The following is a 16,031-nucleotide window of genomic DNA, read 5'->3' as shown; positions in this document are numbered from 1 at the left end:
ATCAGGTGTGTTTTAGCCGCCGTCGGAAGTAGTAGCGCGTCACGATGCCGATCGCGTAAAACGAGAGCACGACGACCAGGAGCACGAGCGCCGTCGCCCAGCGGAACGCGTTCGGATCGGAGACGTTGCTCCCGAGGCCGACGCCCGCGGTGATGAGCGCGAACAGCTGGTACGGGAGCGCGGAGGTGGCTTCGAGCAGCGCCGGGTTCGCGACGAACGGCGGCGCCGAGGTGAACTGGAAGCTGCCGACGACGTCGACCGTCTGTGAGCCCGGCACGAACGTCCCGCCGGCCATCGTCAACAGGATCGGTGCCGTCTCGCCGGCGATCCGGCCGACGCCGAGGATGACCCCGGTGACGACGCCTGGGAGCGCGGCGGGTAACACCACGCTGCGGATCGTCTGCCACTTCGACACGCCGAGCGCGGCGCTCGCGTCCCGGTACTCGTCGGGAACCGACAGCATCGCCTCGCGGGAGGTGATGACGACGAGCGGGAGGAGCATGAAGCCGAGCGTGATCATCCCGGACAAAAGCGATTTGCCGTTGCCGAACCGCGGGATGAGGAAGGCGAAGCCGAACAGACCGAACACGATGCTCGGCGTGCTCCACAGTCCGTTGGTGGCGACCTCGACGACCTGCGTGAAGCGACCGCGCTCTGCGTACTCGGTGAGGAAGACGGCCGCACCGACGCCGAGCGGGACCGCCAACAGCACCGCGCCGATCACGAGCCAGAAGGTGCCGACGATGGCGGGAAGGACGCCTTGGAAGTCGTTCAGGAGGGCAACGCCGTTCATCACGAACGGGATCGAGACCGGAAGGGCGACCGACACGCCGAAGATCGTCGTCTCCGGTCCGGTGCCGAGTCCGAGTTCGAATCCCGTCAGCAGGCCGGGGACTCCCTGTATGACGACGTACGCGACGAGGATGAAGAGGAAGGCGACGATAGAGAGTGCGTTCAGGTACACGAGCACGTACGCGCCCATGTGCCGGCCGCGGGCGCCGAAGCCGCCGTACGCCTTCGCCGACGCCCACCCGCCGTACAGCGTGGTGAACAACGTCGCCACCGGGATGAGGAAGTCGGCGGTGATGGCGGCCTGTTGCTCCCAGCCGAGCTCCCAGACCCACGTCGGGCCGATGACCCCGGTCGAGAAGACGAGCCCTGTCACCACGAGGAGCGCCCCGAGCGGGCCCGTCGACCCCACGTCCTCGCGTGGGAGGACGGTAGCCGCGAGCGCGACGCCGCCGCCGACGACGGCACCGACGACCCCGCCACCCGTGCCGAGCCCGAGCGTCTCGCTCGCGACGCTGCCGCCGATCAGCGCCCAGGGGACCGCAGCGCCAACGCCAGCGATCAGCCCGGCGCTCGGGTCGGGAGTGGACTCGACGTAGCCGAACCGCGACCCGGCGCCGAGGGCGATCACCGTGAGACCGAGCACGGTCAGGAGTCCACCAAGAAGCGTCACGGTCTGGACGCCGGCGAGCGTTCCGGTGAGGGTGATTCGTCCGAACATCGCCGCGACGGCGAGCGCGAACAGCGTCGCGGAGACGCCGATGGCCAGCGCCGCGGTGGCGTCCGCTTCGGTCGTTTCGTCTTCGACCAGCTGGGTGCCGGTGGCGCGTGCGTCGGCCATCAGACCTCACCTCCGAGCCGTTTGTGCATGCGCCACTCGATGTACTGTGCGCCGACCGAGATGACGAGGACGGTGATGAAGAGGATCACGCCGGCGACGAACAGCGCGTCCATCTGGAGCCCGTCGGCTTCGCCGTAGTTTCGGGCGATGATCGACGTCAGCGTCTCCTGGCCGTAGAAGACGTTGACGAGCGGTTCCGTGAGCCGAGGGACGCCGCGGAGCATCACGGTCGCGGCCATCGTCTCGCCGATGGCCCGGCCGACCCCGAGCAACACCGCCGCCGAGACGCCGGAGAACGCCGCCGGCAGGGTGATCGAGGTCATCGTCTGCCAGTCGGTCGTTCCCATCGCCAGCGAGCCGCTCTTCATCGACTCGGGGACGCTACTCAGCGCATCTTCTGCGACGGAGACGACGGTCGGCAGGGCCATCAGTCCGACGACGATCCCGACGAACAGGTACGATCCCTGGCCGGTCGTCTGGAACTGGTCTGACGCCCACGGGGAGAGCACGGTGAAGCCGATGAATCCGTAGACGATGGAGGGGATGCCAGCGAGGATCTCGACGCCCGGCTTGACGACTTCACGGACGGTCGTCGGCGCGATCTCCGAGAGGAACAGCGCCGCAGAGACGCCGAGAGGTGCGGCGACGGCGGACGCGATGAGCGTCACCATCACCGTCCCGTGGATCATCGGCACCATCGAGTACCGGATGGGCGGCGAGACGGCGTCCCAGTTCGGTTGAAGGAACATCCGGAGCCCCGGGACCGTGACGCCGAACACCGTCGCGCTCTCGTACTGGACCACCGGAATCGACTCGCGGAAGATGAAGACGATGATCAGGCCGAGGATCAGGATCGTCGAGACGGTCATCATCAACGCGATCGTGTACGCCGTCTCCGCTTGATATCTAACCCAGCCGACAGCCGCCGACGCGAGGAAGACGGCGAAGGGGACGATCGTCCAGTCCGAGACGGCCAAGAACCCGACGAGTGCGGCGAGGATCGACGCCGTCATCACCGCGATGACCGCGAGCGCGGCCGGGTCGGTGTCGTCGACGAATCCGCGAGCCCGGCGGACACGGTTGCCCACCGCGTCGACGAGCCGGTCGCTGCGGGACGTATTCACCTGTGCCATGACTGGATCGGTTGGAGCATGCGTGGATGGTGTGTCATAAAATCGGTGTGGAGTGACCGGGCGTGGATCCCTACGTGTCGAGGTCGGTCGGAACGCGGTGATCGACGGGGACACGAGCGATACGCACGACGTGTTTCGAGTACCCGAGCCGGTCGTTCAGGGCATGAGCAGGTCTTCGGTAGCGACGGACGAGACCTGCTCTTTCATCGACTCGAGGTCGCTCGTCGGGAGCGGAATGTAGTTGTTCCCCTCGACGAAGACGCTCTGGCCGAACTCGTTGAGGAACATGTTGACGAACGCCGCCTCGCGCTGGTCGTAGCCGCCGCCGTCGGGGTTGTTCTCCTCGATGAGCGTGTACATGTGGAGGTCGCGGTTGAGCGGGTACTCGCTGTCGAAGATCGTGTTCTCGGCGTCGCGGCTAGTCTCGTACAGCGTGCCGTCGAAGTCGATCGCGATGGGCGTCACTTCCGGTCCGGTGAACGCGAGCGCCATGTACGCGACGGCGCCGTCGTTCTGTGCGACCGCCTGTGCGACCTGCTGGTTCTGCCCGAAGCGGGTGTCGACGCCGGGCATCGCCGCGTCTGCGCCGCCGAGCATGTTCAGGCGGAACGAGGTGTCGGTGCCGGAGCCCTCGGCGCGGCCGATGGCGTAGATCTCCTGGTCGTAGTCGATGCCGTCGATCTGGTTCCAGTTCGTGATCTCGTCTTGATAGATCCCGCGGATGTCTTCGCCGGTCAGCTGGCTGACACCGGCGTCTGCGACGTCTGAGCTCACGACGACCGGCTGGCCGTCGCGGCCGACGACGTTGTCGACGACGGTGTTCTGTGCTTCTTCCTCACTCCAGCCGAGTTCGGCCGTGATCGGACCCGAAGAGTTGCCGATGTCGACGAGGCCCTCGGTGACGGCCTCACAGCCGGTCCCAGAGTGGCTCAGGCCGACCGTCGTCGGGAACGGCGGCGACGAGCGCTGTTCGCTCGGTTCGTAGCCAAACTTCGACGCGAAGTAGTCGGCGATGAGCATGTCGCCTGCGCCGTCGGACGAGAGCTGGTCCCACCCGGGGACCGAGCTCTCGTCGTTCGCGCCCCAGTACTCGCCGTCGCTCGGCGGCGCGTTGGAGTTCCAGTACGAGCTTCCCGTGTTCGAGATGGGGTACACCGTCGAGGAGCCCTCCGCGTTGAGCAGTGCTGTGGACGGTCCCGAACTCTCGGTGTTGCTGTCGTCGCTCTCGCTGCTCGAGGCGCTCTCGTCGCTGCCACCGCTGTCGCCGCCGTCGCTCCCGGAGCTCGCCTCGCTACCGCCGCTCTGACCGCCACAGCCGGCTAGACCGGTGGTTCCGAGCGCTCCAGAGGTGATGAGAACTTTTCGCCGCGACACGCCACCGTCGACCCAGTTCCGTTCGGACATCACTTGTGGCGACACCGCGGCATACTAAAACGACTTATAATTCTAGTACGTCGTCGCGCAGAGCGGTACGGAGCGATCCGTGTACTATAGCGATAGCTGATGGGTACGTACCACTGTATAGCCCTCCGTGTGCGATCATTCGTTCATATTCGTATCATCCGAAAGATATTCTGCGAGGTGTGACGGGCGTAGACGTATGGGCGAATTCACCCCCGCGGCTCGCGCGCTCTCCGACCTCGTGGACCGCGTGGCCGAGGAGACCGGCGAGGACCCGTCGTCGATCCGCACGTTCCTCGACCCGTTCGTCGACGACGGAGCGATCACCGACGAGGCCATCGAGGCGACCGTCACCGACGTCGCACAGGTACTCGCAACTGCCGAGACACGGGTGGATCTCGCAACGCGGACGCGTGCTGACGTGCGCGAAGCCGTCACCGCGGCACCGGATCTGGCGATCATCGAGGCGCGAGACCGGGCCTTCACAGACCGGCTCGCCGACCTCCGAGACGACGTCGACGAACTCGGGACGACACTCACGTCGGTGCGGACCGGGATGGACTCGCCGGTGGCCGTGTACCGCGCGGGCGTCGACCTCCACGAGTTGACGACCGAGGCACAGCGGATCGTCCGGGTCGCACACGACCTCGAAACCGAACTCGACGCGTTCGAAGCGTGGCTCAACTCGGCCCCTCGGCGACACGACGCGCTCGTCGACGAGGTCGACGCCGCCGAGTCGTCCGCCGCGTCCGTCGCCGAGACCGTTGAGACGCTCCAGACGACGGCCGAGCCCGACCCGGAGCGCTGGTTCGACGCCGCCGTACAGACGCTCGTTCTCGGCGTCGTCGTCGACGACCTCCGTACCGAGGCGGCCGACCTTCGCGAGTGGGCAGACCGAGAAGAGAAGCCGTTCCCGACCGACGTGGACGACCGGATCGAGTCGCTCCGAGAGGAGACCGCGGCGCGTGCGTCGGCGTTCGAGGATCGGCCGGACTGGGAGGACCAGTACGACACGCGACTTGAGACGCTCGAGACGGAACTCGCGGCGGTCGACCCTCCCGTCGCGTGGGCACAGGTGGACGCGCACGTCGCCGCGGCACGTGAGGGGATCGGCACCGGCGAGCCGACCTGACGCCGCACCGGTCGCCTCGAGTGCTCATCGGTCGCCTCGAGTGGGCAACAGCTTCATTACTCGATGGCGACGACCCAGTACCGTGTCACGGAGCAGGTACGCGACGATCGGGGTCGCACTGCTCCTCCTCGTCGCCGGATGCGGCGGTGCCGGATCCGAGACGGCCGACCCGCCGGAGGCGGACGCGCCGACGGTCGACCCGCCGGAGAACGCGACCGACGACGAGGCCACGGGCCTCGCCGACGTCGAGTACCCCGACGGCTTCAGCCGGACCGCGGTCGACGTGGCGACGGCCAGGAGGCTCTCGGTCCGACACCTTCGTCGGGAGTCGGTCTCGGGCGTCGCACTCGAGCGGTTTCGCCCCGGGGCGTACGCCGACTACCAGTACGAGGCGAACCACACGCGCGTTCGGTTCCGGCTTGACGTCCACAACGGCTACGCCGACGTCACGGAGCGTGACGTCTACGTCGAATCGGCTGTTCGCCACAGCCGGAGCGGCCGGAACGGGCAGATCGCGTTCGAGGCGACCAACGGGTCGATCAGCGAGACGCGGTTCCGGGCGGCCGATTCGATGTGGGCCGTGGTCTCTCGCATCCTCACGGTCGGTGAGCTTCGGGCGATCCGTGTCACCGGCGACGCCGACGACCGCCGTATCCGGTACACGATCACAGACGTCGTGGTCCGAAACGCGTCCGACGTCCGCGGACACCTGACCGTCGACGGCGACGGCGTCGTCCGTGACGCACGACTGCGGTACACTCAGGGAGGCGAGCCGAAGCGATTCCAGTACACCGTGACGTCGGGGACGACGGTTACTCCTCCGGCGTGGCTGCCCGCGGCGCGCGCAGACGGTTCCGAAGCGAGACGTACCGCCGTCCGGCCCCCACACGACAGAGCGCAGGCCGAGAGCACCCGGGAGACGCGCGACCAGGCGAGCAGCGAAACGCTCAGTATCGCCGGTGCCCGACGATCGGCCGATGGCTGGTCCAGTCCGTGGTGACGTCCCCGAGGTGGACGACGGCCCGGAGTACGACCTCGACTTTCGGGCCAACCCGGCGCGGTATCGGTACACGAGCGACGAGCGCGGCGTGTTCAAGATCGAGCCGTACAAGAGTGAGCTGCTGCCCCACTGGGAGGTCGCGTCGCTCGAGGGAGCGACCGAGGGAGCCGACGCGATCGTCGAGCGCTACCGCGTGTACCGCGAGGCAGACGACCTCGTCGGCATGGACCTCGCGCGGAAGTTTCTCCAGATGGGTTGGACGCGAGCGATGCGGTACGCGAAGTAACAAAGTAAATCATGTGTAGGTTATGTTAATATAACTACTTTTTCTGATATTTCTGCTTCGACGAGACTCATACTTATTATTCTTAGCCTCTATCAAAAACACAATAACAATTTTAATTGACCTAACACTTATTTTTCCGCATCTACAAAATTGATATATGAGCGTTGCTGATTCTGGCTTCGCTTGGCTCAAGGCGGTCTTGGTAGCTCCATTTGTCGCTATCATCTTCGGTGCTGTCGGGAAGATGATGTACGAGATTTACCAAGCGACGCGGATAGAAGGCGGTGGTGAATTTGCCCAAGCTCAAGAATCCACGTACAGCATCGGGATGTTAGCTCTCGATTTGCTCGAACTTATCTCATCAATAGAGACTTGGGTACTTTTTGGAATATTCCTACTCACAGTCTATGCGGCTATCACAGCAAGAGCAGGCCGTGGTGGTTTTTGAGGATATTGTTGCCGTTAGTTCCACAAATTCCAGATTATCAATCCCGGTCAATTCTCTAATTTCCGGCTATCTGGGTTTTCTCGGGAAGTGTCCAAGGAGGTTTTGAAACTACTGGTATCGAGAGTTTCAATTCTTCTATCCGGTGTCGGGATTTTCGCCAGCTTGCTAACCGCTTGAAACAGGCTCTCTCTGGCGGGTTGAGAGATTCTGAGAGGGGAAGACTCTGGTTCATCAAGCTCTGGCATGACGTTTGTCTCATACCGTTGCGAACGGTATGGGTTATTCAGTGAACGGTGGTAGTCCCTCTCCACCTTACGCTTCAAGCTATCTTCTACCCTGTCGGCATACTCTCTGAAGCCACCAAGCTCCTTCCAGTAGCCCATACCGGCAGTCTCGTGAGTGTCGTCGTCGCCTGCCGAGAGAGTCGCGCACCATTCGAGCGCACGGGTGTCGTACAAGTCTGCGGCATCTGTCTCGACGTTCATCAAGGGTTGATTCTCTGCCGCCACCTCGTAGGGTAGTGCCGTCGTCGCCCCACGGGTGGCATCCTTCCCGAACCGTTGCGAACGGGTTGGGTAGGTGTCTGCCGAGTGATGCTCAACCGTGACGTGAGCCTCTGTCGCTCCGGGTACTGTCTCGTGATGCTTGCGCTTGAGCAAGTCGAAGTCGTCGGCAGAGTGACGGCCCGGAATCCAGTAGGCTTCATGGACGTGAGTACGAACCGTTACGGATGGGTTGGGTAGGTCGTACTTCGGGGCACGTACTACCACTGCCGCATAGTCGTCTGAGAGACGCTTGAGCAATCGGTATCTACTCTGGTGGTAGGCGTCTGGCGAGAGGGCTTCCGTTTGCTCAAGTAGTGGGGCAGTATTCTCGTCGGCAGTACGAGTTACCAAGACTGTCGTAAACTCGTCGTAGCGGTTCCAGAAGTACCTATCTACGTCCTTCGCTCTGGCGAAATTCCGCCGGGCCTTCCGGTGGCTCCAGTTGTGTTGTAGCGGGTAGGTCTTCGTGGCTTCATCGTTCTGCCAAGTGGCATTCTGTCGTTTTTCGTCAAGCCATGTCTGAAATTCATCAACCGTTTTATTCGGATTGGGTAATAGAGTCGAAGGCCCAACTTCCGCGTAGTCAATCGTCACGTCCGTCTCGTCAAGTATCTCTGCCATTCCTCGAAGGCACTCGGTGGCACTCATAGAGCAACCACCAATACTAGGAGAGTGAACCAGAGGATTTGCCAGACGAGTGTCCCCGATACTTCGATAAATGTCTTTGTTTCTATACTATCGCTTGTCTTACTATTGCTTGCTCGCATGTTAAATCACAAACAGAAGCGCGAGCAAGGGCAAAACTATCGAAACACTTAAGTTTCTGGAAGCCCTGCTAAGAGTGTGTACGTTCTTGTGAGGGCTTCTTTGCCCTTGCTCTTTCAAATCCCGTAGAGGAATCAATGCATATATCTAATCTGTCACTTAGTAGTACGTGCTACAAACATTTAAATCTTTCGATAGTTCATCTCAGTTATGTTAGTCTGAATGTATAAATTTTTCAGATTGATATATAATTTTTATAACAGATAGATTATCTGCCCCTATTTAAATCAGCCAGCTCGGCTTTATAAATAGCGGCAATTCTCGTCAGGGGTTCCGTTTCTGATAGCAGATGATATATCAAAACCAAAACATTTAAGTAGCTGGAGCCCTTATGTACTATTGAGTAGCAACGATTCCAAGAAAATTGCTACTCCACTGACGGTTGAGTTGTTCAACGTACTCAACTGCTCACAGGTATATCTGTCATAACTGGCTTAAGTAAGTGCCACGTCCAAACTTGCTTTTTCGAGCCTGACCAATTGGCTCATTTTAATTGGCTGAAATAAACTATGTCGAACGAAAATAAGACTATGATTCGCGTCACAGAACAGGAGTTGAACAAGTTAGCCGAAGCCAGCAATCTCATGTACGGAGTTGAGAGGCAAGTCCCTCGTGGTGCTGTTGTCCGGCGATTGGCAGAGAATTATATCGAGGAGGTCGGCCAATGAAAGAAATGACATGGACGGTAGAGGTTTCTGACGACGATGCTCAGGCTCTCTCTCAGTTTGACGACGACCGCATTCAACAAGAGCTTGAGAGTACTCTTAGTGAACTTGCCTCTGCGTCTGCCAAACGCGACGAGTTACACGATAGAATGAATATCTCGGCAGACGATGAGGCAGAGCTATCGGGTGAGGAACTTGAGCAAGCCATGAGAGACTGGCTTCGAGGCAAGCAAAACACTGACCCGCGTCTTAATCGGTAAAATTGAACGTAAGTAGTATAATCTCATCCCGATATAGCGGAAAGTGATGGTCTAACTAACGGTCTAACCGTCTCCCCAACAGGGTTGAACATTATTTCCCGATGAGAGAAATAGGCGTACATCCTCAATATCGGCATCTTCCCAGAACACTCTGCTAAAATCAGATACCTCATAACTCTGAGTGTCGCCTCCCTCTACCCTACCAGAAAATGAGGCGCTAAATAGCTCATCATAAATTTCGTTACGGTCCCCGTCTGTTATGTACTCAAATTTGATACCTACCTCTTCTATCTCACGGGCCTCAATACCCGTATTTTCAATATTTACGGTTACTGTCTGTCCCGAGTAATTAATCAGTAAACCTCTTATTTTTAACGTGTAATCTCCTGTTGAACAGTGAGGGAGACCTTGTTGCCAATTTTCTTCGGGTTCGGGTACTCCAGAACCATCATCTGCTTCCGTATTACCAGAACCATCATCTGTTTCCTCGTTACTACTATCTGGAGTCTCACTTCCAGTACATCCGGCGATGGTTCCAAGTCCGACGGTAGACAAACCAGCGAGAACATCTCGTCTCCTAATTTGATTTAACTCTGTCATAGGTTTCATTTACTTGCTTGATATATACACCTTTTCCACATCGTCTCATTTCTGATAGTTGTAACCGCAAACACGATTGGCGGTCCTTCGTCCCTATAGCGTCTCCGTCTCCCTGCGGGGGCAAGCACCCCTCAGTCGCCGTCGCCTTACCGTGGTAGGCGGGGCGAGTGTAGCGGGGCGTGAGAGGCGACGTGAGGCGCGTCAGCAAGCTTGTGTGTCGGACGAGAGATATCCTACTCAAAGTCGAAAGCGTCCCTATTCTCGTCTATCGCGTCAAGGACTTCCTCGTCTGTCGGATTCAGGTATTCCTCCGTTTGGCTCACCTGCGAGTGCCCGGCATATTGCTGGAGGTGACGGGTACTCATACCCTCATTCAGCAGTCGAGTGAGTGCTGTCGAACGTAGCGCGTGGCAGGTAATTCGGTGAATCGGTTGCCCTGCGGCGTTGTGGTCAATCACTTCCTGAATGCCTGCATTCTTTGCCGACTGGGTAACGATGTAATTAAGACGGTCAGTCGAGATTTGTTCCGACTGACGAGAGGGGAACAGATAGGGCGATTTCTCGGCAACGGCGTAGGCATTCCTATCCACGTCTATCCACTGTGCCATGAGTGGCTTTAGCCGACTCTGGTAACGCACCACTCGGTAATCATCGGTCTTCTCACCGAAGACTTTGATTTTGCGGGTATCCCGGTCAATATCCTGTAGTCGAATATGTCGGATTTCCCCGCGCCTGCATGCGGTTTGGAGCATGAGCTTGATTATCAACTCATTCCTGAGAGCGGGGGCAGGCACATTCTCACAGAGGGCACGGATTTCCTCGTCATCCAGTATTACGTGTTTCCCTCGAATAGCCTTCGACTTGCGCGACTGTACCTTGCGGATTCCGTCAAGGTCCGTGACGGTCACCTCCTCGCAGGGATTTTCTATCTCTCCACCGAAATCGGACGCCGTCTGGTAGAACTTGGAGAGTGCGACGAGCGCAAGGTGAATTGTGGTCGGAGCATATCCCCGGTCGCCGTCTTGCAGATATGCGCCCTCGTCTCGAAGGTGACGCAGGTAGGCTCTGATATGGCCCTCTGACGCCTCCGAGACGTCCACACTATACGTCTCATGGTCGTCAAGCCATGCTCTGAAGTCTTCGGCGTGCTTGGCGTAGCGCCTGCCTCTCGACCGTTCCAGTTCGAGGAGAATACCGTCTACCTCCATCGCTACGCCCTCCGATAATAGTACACACCATAGCCATCCAGATACTCGGAGCCAAACTCTCGCACTACTGCACCAGTCTCCTCTGCCAACTCATCAAGTACACCGTTCACTACGTCAATGTCTTCATTCACCTGAGCGGCGACGTCTGCCACAGTTGCCGCCCAGTCCTCGAAGTTCTCAGGGTCTTTTCCTGAGTCGGAGGGTAGGGCATTGAGAATCTGTCCCTGTAATTCGTATGTATCTTCGTCGGACTCCACTTCGAGTTTGCTCATGCGCTTCTCGACGGACGAGAGACGGCTATCAATACCTTCGAGAGTGTCGGCCATGTCGAGTATCGTACTCTGCAATTCCTCCGAGAAACCGCCCTCACTGTCTGTGGCGGGATTCTCGTCGGCTATCTCTCTCTGGACCGAAAGCCGGACGAGTTGTGACATGGACTCATACGGCGCGTCATCGCCTCGGGTCAGTGACTTCCACTCCTCGTGCTGTCGCTCGGATACGAGTGCGTGAATGCGCTTGTCGTACCGTGGGGTTTCGTCGCCCATGGGCAAGTATTCGGGATATACCTGTTAAGCTCTTGTGCATAATTTTATGTAGTACGCGAAGTATCCGGGGGGACAGAAGTACGAGCGGACCGACGCGGGCGAACGAGTCGAGCGCGAACCGGAGACGTGGTACGACCCCGAAAAACGCGAGATCGCCCGGGTGTACCGCGAGCGGCTCGACCGGGTGCGCGAGGACCCGGCGTACGAGCGTGCCCGCGAGCAGCTCGCCGAGTGACCGGTGGCCGCGGTGGGATCGTCGACGTCATCGTCTCCCGCGCCGTAGCGATGTCGGGCGCGTGCGACGGCTCGCGTGTCGGCGTCGGAGTGGTCGACCACCGGCGTATTTACCTCGGGGCCGCCTCCGCTCGATCATGACGCTGGTTGTGGTACCGGTTCGGTACCCACTCACGGCACACTCGGCGGCGACGCTCCGAGAGGGAGTGCGCGTCGCCGACGAGCGCGACGCCGACCTGCGGGTGCTCCACGTCGACCTCTTTCAGCAGGGCGGCGACGTCTCGCGACGGGACCTCAAGCGGGCGGTCGAACGGCGGCTCGGCAGTCTCGATCGGGCCCGGTACGCGGTTCGGCGGGGATTCCTCGTCGAGGAGACGATCTTAGAGGAGGCCGTCGCCGAGGACGCGGACGTGGTCGTCATCGGGTCGAAACAGGCCGGGCGCTGGCGCCGGATGGTCCAGACGCTCCTGTCAGATCCCGACATCGACGCGTACCTGCGCGACCAACTCGACTGTACCGTGATCACGGTGGATGCGACCGCCGACGCGGCCGAGTGATCCCGCGGACGGTCACTCCGGGGACGCGACCGCGTGTCGAGGCTCGTACTCGATGACGGTCGCGACGCGGTCGGCGATCGCCTCGCCAAAGGCGGTCTCGACGACGTACAGCGCGAGGTCGATCCCCGAGGTGACGCCGCCGGCCGTGAGCAGGTCACCGTCGTCGACGACCCGCGCGTCGACGACATGCGCACCGGACGCACGGAGTTCGTCGACGGCTCCCGCGTGAGTGACGGCGCGGCGACCGTCGGTCACGCCCGCTTCGGCCAGCAGCATCGACCCGGTACAGACGCTCGCGATTCGCGTGCCGGCGGCGTGGTGGGCCGCCAACGCGTCTGGAACGTCGCCTCGCTGTGCCTCTGCCCACGCGCTCGCTTCCTCGTCGCGGCCGTTCCACCCGCCACCGGGCACCACGAGGAGGTCCGGCGCGTCGTCGCTGTCGGGCCCCGAGAGGGTCCCGTCGACACCGACCTGGGTTCCGTGACTCGCCGTCACGGTCTCGCGTGCGTCGAGCGTGACGTACCGCACGCGGCCGGCGGTGTCGGAACCACCAGCGGTGGCCGCTTCGGCCGCGTCGCTGGCGGCAGCCTCCTCGGCCGCGCTGTCGCCGGCTTCCTCGCCGGCGTACGTCAGCGCGTAGTCGAACACCTCGTACGGACCGATTCCATCGAGCTCGTCGAAGCCGTCGTACACCAGCACGTCTACGTGCATACCGGCCAGTGGACCGGAGCCTACATCTCGGTTGTCCCTGCGGCAGTCCCGAACGGGCGAGTCCGCTGGGATGTCACGAGCGCACGGACGTCGCGAGCGACGGTCGCCCGCGAGGTGTCGCCGGCGACGCCCTACGACGACTCGGCGAAGGCGGCGACGACGGTCTCGAGGTCACCCGTGACGCGGTCTCGGTCGATCTGTTCGCCACGATAGGCGCGCTCCACGACACCGTCGGGGTTCACGAGCAGTGTCACCACCGCGTGGGTGAAGTCGTATCCCTCGAGCCGGTCGCTCTGGGTTGTTCGTTCGAAGCCGATGCCGAGTCGCTCTTCGACGACCGTCTTGGCCTCGGCGGGCGTCTCCGGCAGCAGGTAGTGCCAGTTCCCGGCCGAGAGGTCGATCCCAAGCGTCTCGGCGTTTGCCCGAAACGCCGCGGCGTCGTCGCGCTCGGGGTCGAACGAGATCGGGAGAAACACCACCGCGTCGGTCATTCCTGCCTCGGCGATCCGCCGCTGTACGCCGGCGAGTCGATAGAGCAGGATGCCGCACTCGGCCGGACACGAGGTGAATATTGCGGTCACGATCGCCGTCCGATCGAGTGCCGTGCTGTCGATCGTCGCGTCCGCGAGCGGTGCGTCGAGTTCGAACGCCGGCAGCGGCTGGCCGTAGGCGGGGTACGAGAGGTCCTCGCTGTCGGCGAGTTGGTCCTCCTGGGGACCGAGCACCACCCCGTCGGTGTCGGTCCCGAACAGCCGGCTCGTGCAGCCGGCGAGTCCCCCCGTCGCCGCTGCGCCCATCCCACCGAGTACCGTCCGCCTGTACATGGTTGTCCGGTGGCGTGGGCCACAGATAACCCGTCTGGTGTGTGCGTCGAACGGGACTAGAAGGGCGAGTAGTACGGGATCGGCGGGTGCGGGAGCGGGACGCCGAGTACCGCGAGTCCGTGCTGGAGCGGCACGTACCCGAGTGCGACGAAGGCGACGCCGAGCACCCGGTGAAGCTGCAGTCGCCGCTCCGTGCTCACCGATACGAAGAGCGTGCCGAACAGGAACATCGCCGGAATGGTCCCGACGCCGAGCGCACCGAGGGTGACCGCGCCGCCGGCGACGCTCCCCTGGACGAACGCGTAGAGGAACGCCGGGTACAACAACGGACACGGCAACAGGCCGTGAGCGGCCCCCAGTCCGAGTATCCGCCAGTCGCCGACCCACGCGTCGATGCGCGGGACGAGCCGGGCCGTGACCGCCCGAAACAGGCGGTCGAGTCCGGGGACGGACATCGCGTGAAACTCGAGCCGCAGCGCGTAGCGAACCCCGGTCGCGACGATGACGGTCCCGACGAGGATGCCGGTGATCGCGTGGACGTCGTCCGCGACAGTCGTGACCGTCCGACCGGTGACGAACGCGAGGCTCCCAGCGAGTCCGAACAACGCACCGATGGTCGCGTAGCTCCCCGCACGTCCGAGGTTGAACAGGGCATGTTGGCGCACCTGCTCGACAGTGAGCGTCGCGGGCCGTCCCACGGGTCGGCCGCCGTCGGTCGACCGGTCGTCCTCGCGCATCCGGTCGGCGTACGTCGAGACGAGCGGTCCACACATTCCGAGACAGTGTGCGCCGCCGAACAGGCCGATCAACACGAAGACGCCGAGTCCGAGCGGCTCGCTCGTGTAGATGGTTCCGGTCGGCTCACACGTCGCCTGCGCGAGCACGGTCGAGAGCGCAGACGCGTGGCCGCCGGTGACCGACGACGCCGAACCGCTCAACGACGACAGCGATAATAGCTCCCACGATACGACGCCGGCGAGCGCGGACATACACGACCGTGGCTGTGAACACTCCTAACACGTCTGGTGCGATCGCCGAACGGAGCCGGTCAGATCACTCGAAGAGGTGGTCGACCGTCCGGGTGAATCGGTCGAGCAGCCGGTCAGGCAGCGAGGGCGAGACTATCTCGAGGAGCGTCGCCGTCCGCTCTGGTGCCGCGAGCCGGAGCGTCATCGGCCGCGAGTCGGACTTTTCGAGCACCCCGGCGTCGGCGAGCGTCGAGACGTGCCAGGCGACGGTGCTGCGGGCGAGACCCAGCTCCTCGGCGAGGTCAGTGGGTCGTGTGGGGCCCGCGGTGTACAGTCGAACGATGAGCTCTCTCGCGGTCTCACGGCGCAAGAACGCGATCGTCCGTCGCTCCCACGGGTCGAACGCGGGATCGAAGTAGTGGGTGCGCCCCGCGACGCGCTCGACCGCGAGTTCGTCGTCGCGGACGAGCCGGCGCAGGTGATACTGCGCCTGGCCGGTGGCGACGTCGAGTTCGCGCCCGAGCCGGTTGAAGTGGACGCCGGGGGTGTCGAGCACGTGCCGACGGATGCGGGCTCTGGTGTCCGACATGTGGATGGCCGAGCTAGCGTCGGTGCGGATAAAAGCCGCTCGTGTCGTCTCCGCGGTCGGGAATCGATCCGCCGCCAGCCGGGTGCAGTATTCATGTCCGTGGCGCGTCGATCGACCGTATCGATGACCGACGTGAGGACACTACTGGCGGCGGGTGGCTGGGGAGTCGAGGGCTCGGTTCCGCTCCTCGTCGTCGTCGCCGTCGCGGGGGTCGGCACCGGCGCGCTCTTTGTCGTGAGCCTGCTCGCGTACCGCCGCCGCCGGACCAAGCAGTACCGGCTCGTCTGCGTGGCCGTCGGGGTGCTTCTCGCCCGGTCGGTCGTCGGTGCCGGCACTGTGCTCGGGTACGTCCCGATGCCGGTCCACCACTTTCTCGAACACAGCCTCGACTTTCTGATCGCCGCGATCGTCCTGTACGCGGTGTACGCCCACGCGCCGGGGACGCCCGGCGAGTCGACACCGTAGGGGTC

Annotated in this window: 17 protein-coding genes and 1 pseudogene; 7 read left to right on the top strand and 11 right to left on the bottom strand. The window is 62.2% G+C overall.

The genetic code is table 11. The features are described from left to right. Position 1: 1 nt before the first annotated feature. From pstA to ACNTAO_RS00545, 3 genes are all read right to left on the bottom strand, one after another. The gene (gene pstA, locus ACNTAO_RS00555) at positions 2-1,630 is read right to left on the bottom strand and encodes a phosphate ABC transporter permease PstA (protein WP_435159973.1); all 1,629 of its coding nucleotides are present in this window, start codon (positions 1,628-1,630) and stop codon (positions 2-4) included. Then, entirely contained in the window at positions 1,630-2,763 is a 1,134-nt protein-coding gene (pstC, locus tag ACNTAO_RS00550) for a phosphate ABC transporter permease subunit PstC (protein ID WP_435159972.1), read from the bottom strand. Before pstC ends, pstA begins: the two co-directional genes overlap by 1 nt. A 156-nt stretch (positions 2,764-2,919) precedes the next feature. Next, entirely contained in the window at positions 2,920-4,167 is a 1,248-nt protein-coding gene (locus tag ACNTAO_RS00545) for a PstS family phosphate ABC transporter substrate-binding protein (protein WP_435159971.1), read from the bottom strand. A 196-nt stretch (positions 4,168-4,363) separates the two neighbouring features. Here ACNTAO_RS00545 and ACNTAO_RS00540 point away from each other — a divergent pair, with 196 nt between their 5' ends. The 4 genes from ACNTAO_RS00540 to ACNTAO_RS00525 all read left to right on the top strand — a co-directional run bounded on the left by ACNTAO_RS00540 (position 4,364) and on the right by ACNTAO_RS00525 (position 7,030). Beyond that, positions 4,364-5,296 carry a halo transducer protein gene (locus ACNTAO_RS00540; RefSeq protein WP_435159970.1) on the top strand — a complete coding sequence of 311 codons (933 nt, stop codon included), beginning with the start codon at positions 4,364-4,366 and terminating at the stop codon, positions 5,294-5,296. An 82-nt stretch (positions 5,297-5,378) separates the two neighbouring features. Then, positions 5,379-6,296, top strand: a complete 918-nt coding sequence (locus tag ACNTAO_RS00535; protein WP_435159969.1) for a hypothetical protein — start codon at positions 5,379-5,381, stop codon at positions 6,294-6,296. Next, entirely contained in the window at positions 6,274-6,582 is a 309-nt protein-coding gene (locus tag ACNTAO_RS00530) for a DUF4385 family protein (protein WP_435159968.1), read from the top strand. The genes ACNTAO_RS00535 and ACNTAO_RS00530 overlap by 23 nt, the downstream gene beginning before the upstream one ends. Before the next feature lie 157 nt (positions 6,583-6,739). Next, positions 6,740-7,030, top strand: a complete 291-nt coding sequence (locus tag ACNTAO_RS00525; RefSeq protein ID WP_435159967.1) for a hypothetical protein — start codon at positions 6,740-6,742, stop codon at positions 7,028-7,030. Positions 7,031-7,077: 47 nt separating this feature from the next. On the opposite strand, the gene ACNTAO_RS00520 is transcribed toward ACNTAO_RS00525, so the two are convergent. From ACNTAO_RS00520 to ACNTAO_RS00505, 4 genes are all read right to left on the bottom strand, one after another. Then, a complete protein-coding gene (locus tag ACNTAO_RS00520; protein ID WP_435159966.1) occupies positions 7,078-8,223 on the bottom strand; it encodes a hypothetical protein in 1,146 nt (381 codons plus the stop codon). A gap of 1,165 nt (positions 8,224-9,388) precedes the next feature. Next, positions 9,389-9,925, bottom strand: coding sequence for a hypothetical protein (locus ACNTAO_RS00515; RefSeq protein WP_435159965.1), 537 nt, complete (start codon positions 9,923-9,925; stop codon positions 9,389-9,391). A gap of 233 nt (positions 9,926-10,158) precedes the next feature. Beyond that, positions 10,159-11,133: a tyrosine-type recombinase/integrase gene (locus tag ACNTAO_RS00510; protein WP_435159964.1), complete on the bottom strand. Its 975-nt coding sequence runs from the start codon at positions 11,131-11,133 to the stop codon at positions 10,159-10,161. 2 nt (positions 11,134-11,135) lie between these two features. Beyond that, positions 11,136-11,678, bottom strand: coding sequence for a hypothetical protein (locus ACNTAO_RS00505; protein ID WP_435159963.1), 543 nt, complete (start codon positions 11,676-11,678; stop codon positions 11,136-11,138). A 64-nt stretch (positions 11,679-11,742) separates the two neighbouring features. Between ACNTAO_RS00505 and ACNTAO_RS00500 the strand changes: the two are divergent. After that, positions 11,743-11,913: pseudogene (locus ACNTAO_RS00500) on the top strand (DUF4385 family protein); the annotation flags it as partial. Positions 11,914-12,049: 136 nt separating this feature from the next. Further along, positions 12,050-12,469: a universal stress protein gene (locus tag ACNTAO_RS00495; protein WP_435159962.1), complete on the top strand. Its 420-nt coding sequence runs from the start codon at positions 12,050-12,052 to the stop codon at positions 12,467-12,469. Between the two features lie 12 nt (positions 12,470-12,481). Here ACNTAO_RS00495 and ACNTAO_RS00490 read toward each other — a convergent pair whose 3' ends face one another. The 4 genes from ACNTAO_RS00490 to ACNTAO_RS00475 form a co-directional block, all read right to left on the bottom strand. Continuing rightward, a complete protein-coding gene (locus ACNTAO_RS00490; RefSeq protein WP_435159961.1) occupies positions 12,482-13,180 on the bottom strand; it encodes a DJ-1/PfpI family protein in 699 nt (232 codons plus the stop codon). 131 nt (positions 13,181-13,311) lie between these two features. Further along, on the bottom strand, positions 13,312-14,004 hold the full coding sequence (locus tag ACNTAO_RS00485; RefSeq protein ID WP_435159960.1) for an SCO family protein: 693 nt from the start codon (positions 14,002-14,004) through the stop codon (positions 13,312-13,314). Positions 14,005-14,060: 56 nt separating this feature from the next. Next, a complete protein-coding gene (locus tag ACNTAO_RS00480; RefSeq protein WP_435159959.1) occupies positions 14,061-14,993 on the bottom strand; it encodes a sulfite exporter TauE/SafE family protein in 933 nt (310 codons plus the stop codon). A gap of 64 nt (positions 14,994-15,057) precedes the next feature. Beyond that, complete coding sequence (locus ACNTAO_RS00475) at positions 15,058-15,561, bottom strand: winged helix-turn-helix transcriptional regulator (protein ID WP_435159958.1); 504 nt, start codon at positions 15,559-15,561, stop codon at positions 15,058-15,060. A 123-nt stretch (positions 15,562-15,684) separates the two neighbouring features. Here ACNTAO_RS00475 and ACNTAO_RS00470 point away from each other — a divergent pair, with 123 nt between their 5' ends. Beyond that, entirely contained in the window at positions 15,685-16,026 is a 342-nt protein-coding gene (locus ACNTAO_RS00470; RefSeq protein WP_435159957.1) for a DUF7471 family protein, read from the top strand. Positions 16,027-16,031 lie beyond the last annotated feature (5 nt).

It is taken from the genome of Halorubrum zhoui, from assembly GCF_051194155.1.
Taxonomy (GTDB): domain Archaea; phylum Halobacteriota; class Halobacteria; order Halobacteriales; family Haloferacaceae; genus Halorubrum.
Note: the sequence above shows the minus strand (reverse complement) of the source record. Positions and strands in the feature narration are given on the sequence as shown.

Bases quoted from the DNA above. Each gene is read 5' to 3' on its own strand.
- pstC (WP_435159972.1), bottom strand. From the start codon at position 2,763: ATGGCACAGGTGAATACGTCCCGCAGCGACCGGCTCGTCGACGCGGTG.
- ACNTAO_RS00530 (WP_435159968.1), top strand. From the start codon at position 6,274: ATGGCTGGTCCAGTCCGTGGTGACGTCCCCGAGGTGGACGACGGCCCG.
- pstA (WP_435159973.1), bottom strand. From the start codon at position 1,630: ATGGCCGACGCACGCGCCACCGGCACCCAGCTGGTCGAAGACGAAACG.
- ACNTAO_RS00480 (WP_435159959.1), bottom strand. From the start codon at position 14,993: ATGTCCGCGCTCGCCGGCGTCGTATCGTGGGAGCTATTATCGCTGTCG.
- ACNTAO_RS00475 (WP_435159958.1), bottom strand. From the start codon at position 15,561: ATGTCGGACACCAGAGCCCGCATCCGTCGGCACGTGCTCGACACCCCC.
- ACNTAO_RS00490 (WP_435159961.1), bottom strand. From the start codon at position 13,180: ATGCACGTAGACGTGCTGGTGTACGACGGCTTCGACGAGCTCGATGGA.
- ACNTAO_RS00495 (WP_435159962.1), top strand. From the start codon at position 12,050: ATGACGCTGGTTGTGGTACCGGTTCGGTACCCACTCACGGCACACTCG.
- ACNTAO_RS00485 (WP_435159960.1), bottom strand. From the start codon at position 14,004: ATGTACAGGCGGACGGTACTCGGTGGGATGGGCGCAGCGGCGACGGGG.
- ACNTAO_RS00515 (WP_435159965.1), bottom strand. From the start codon at position 9,925: ATGACAGAGTTAAATCAAATTAGGAGACGAGATGTTCTCGCTGGTTTG.
- ACNTAO_RS00540 (WP_435159970.1), top strand. From the start codon at position 4,364: ATGGGCGAATTCACCCCCGCGGCTCGCGCGCTCTCCGACCTCGTGGAC.
- ACNTAO_RS00510 (WP_435159964.1), bottom strand. From the start codon at position 11,133: ATGGAGGTAGACGGTATTCTCCTCGAACTGGAACGGTCGAGAGGCAGG.
- ACNTAO_RS00520 (WP_435159966.1), bottom strand. From the start codon at position 8,223: ATGAGTGCCACCGAGTGCCTTCGAGGAATGGCAGAGATACTTGACGAG.
- ACNTAO_RS00505 (WP_435159963.1), bottom strand. From the start codon at position 11,678: ATGGGCGACGAAACCCCACGGTACGACAAGCGCATTCACGCACTCGTA.
- ACNTAO_RS00470 (WP_435159957.1), top strand. From the start codon at position 15,685: ATGACCGACGTGAGGACACTACTGGCGGCGGGTGGCTGGGGAGTCGAG.
- ACNTAO_RS00545 (WP_435159971.1), bottom strand. From the start codon at position 4,167: ATGTCCGAACGGAACTGGGTCGACGGTGGCGTGTCGCGGCGAAAAGTT.
- ACNTAO_RS00525 (WP_435159967.1), top strand. From the start codon at position 6,740: ATGAGCGTTGCTGATTCTGGCTTCGCTTGGCTCAAGGCGGTCTTGGTA.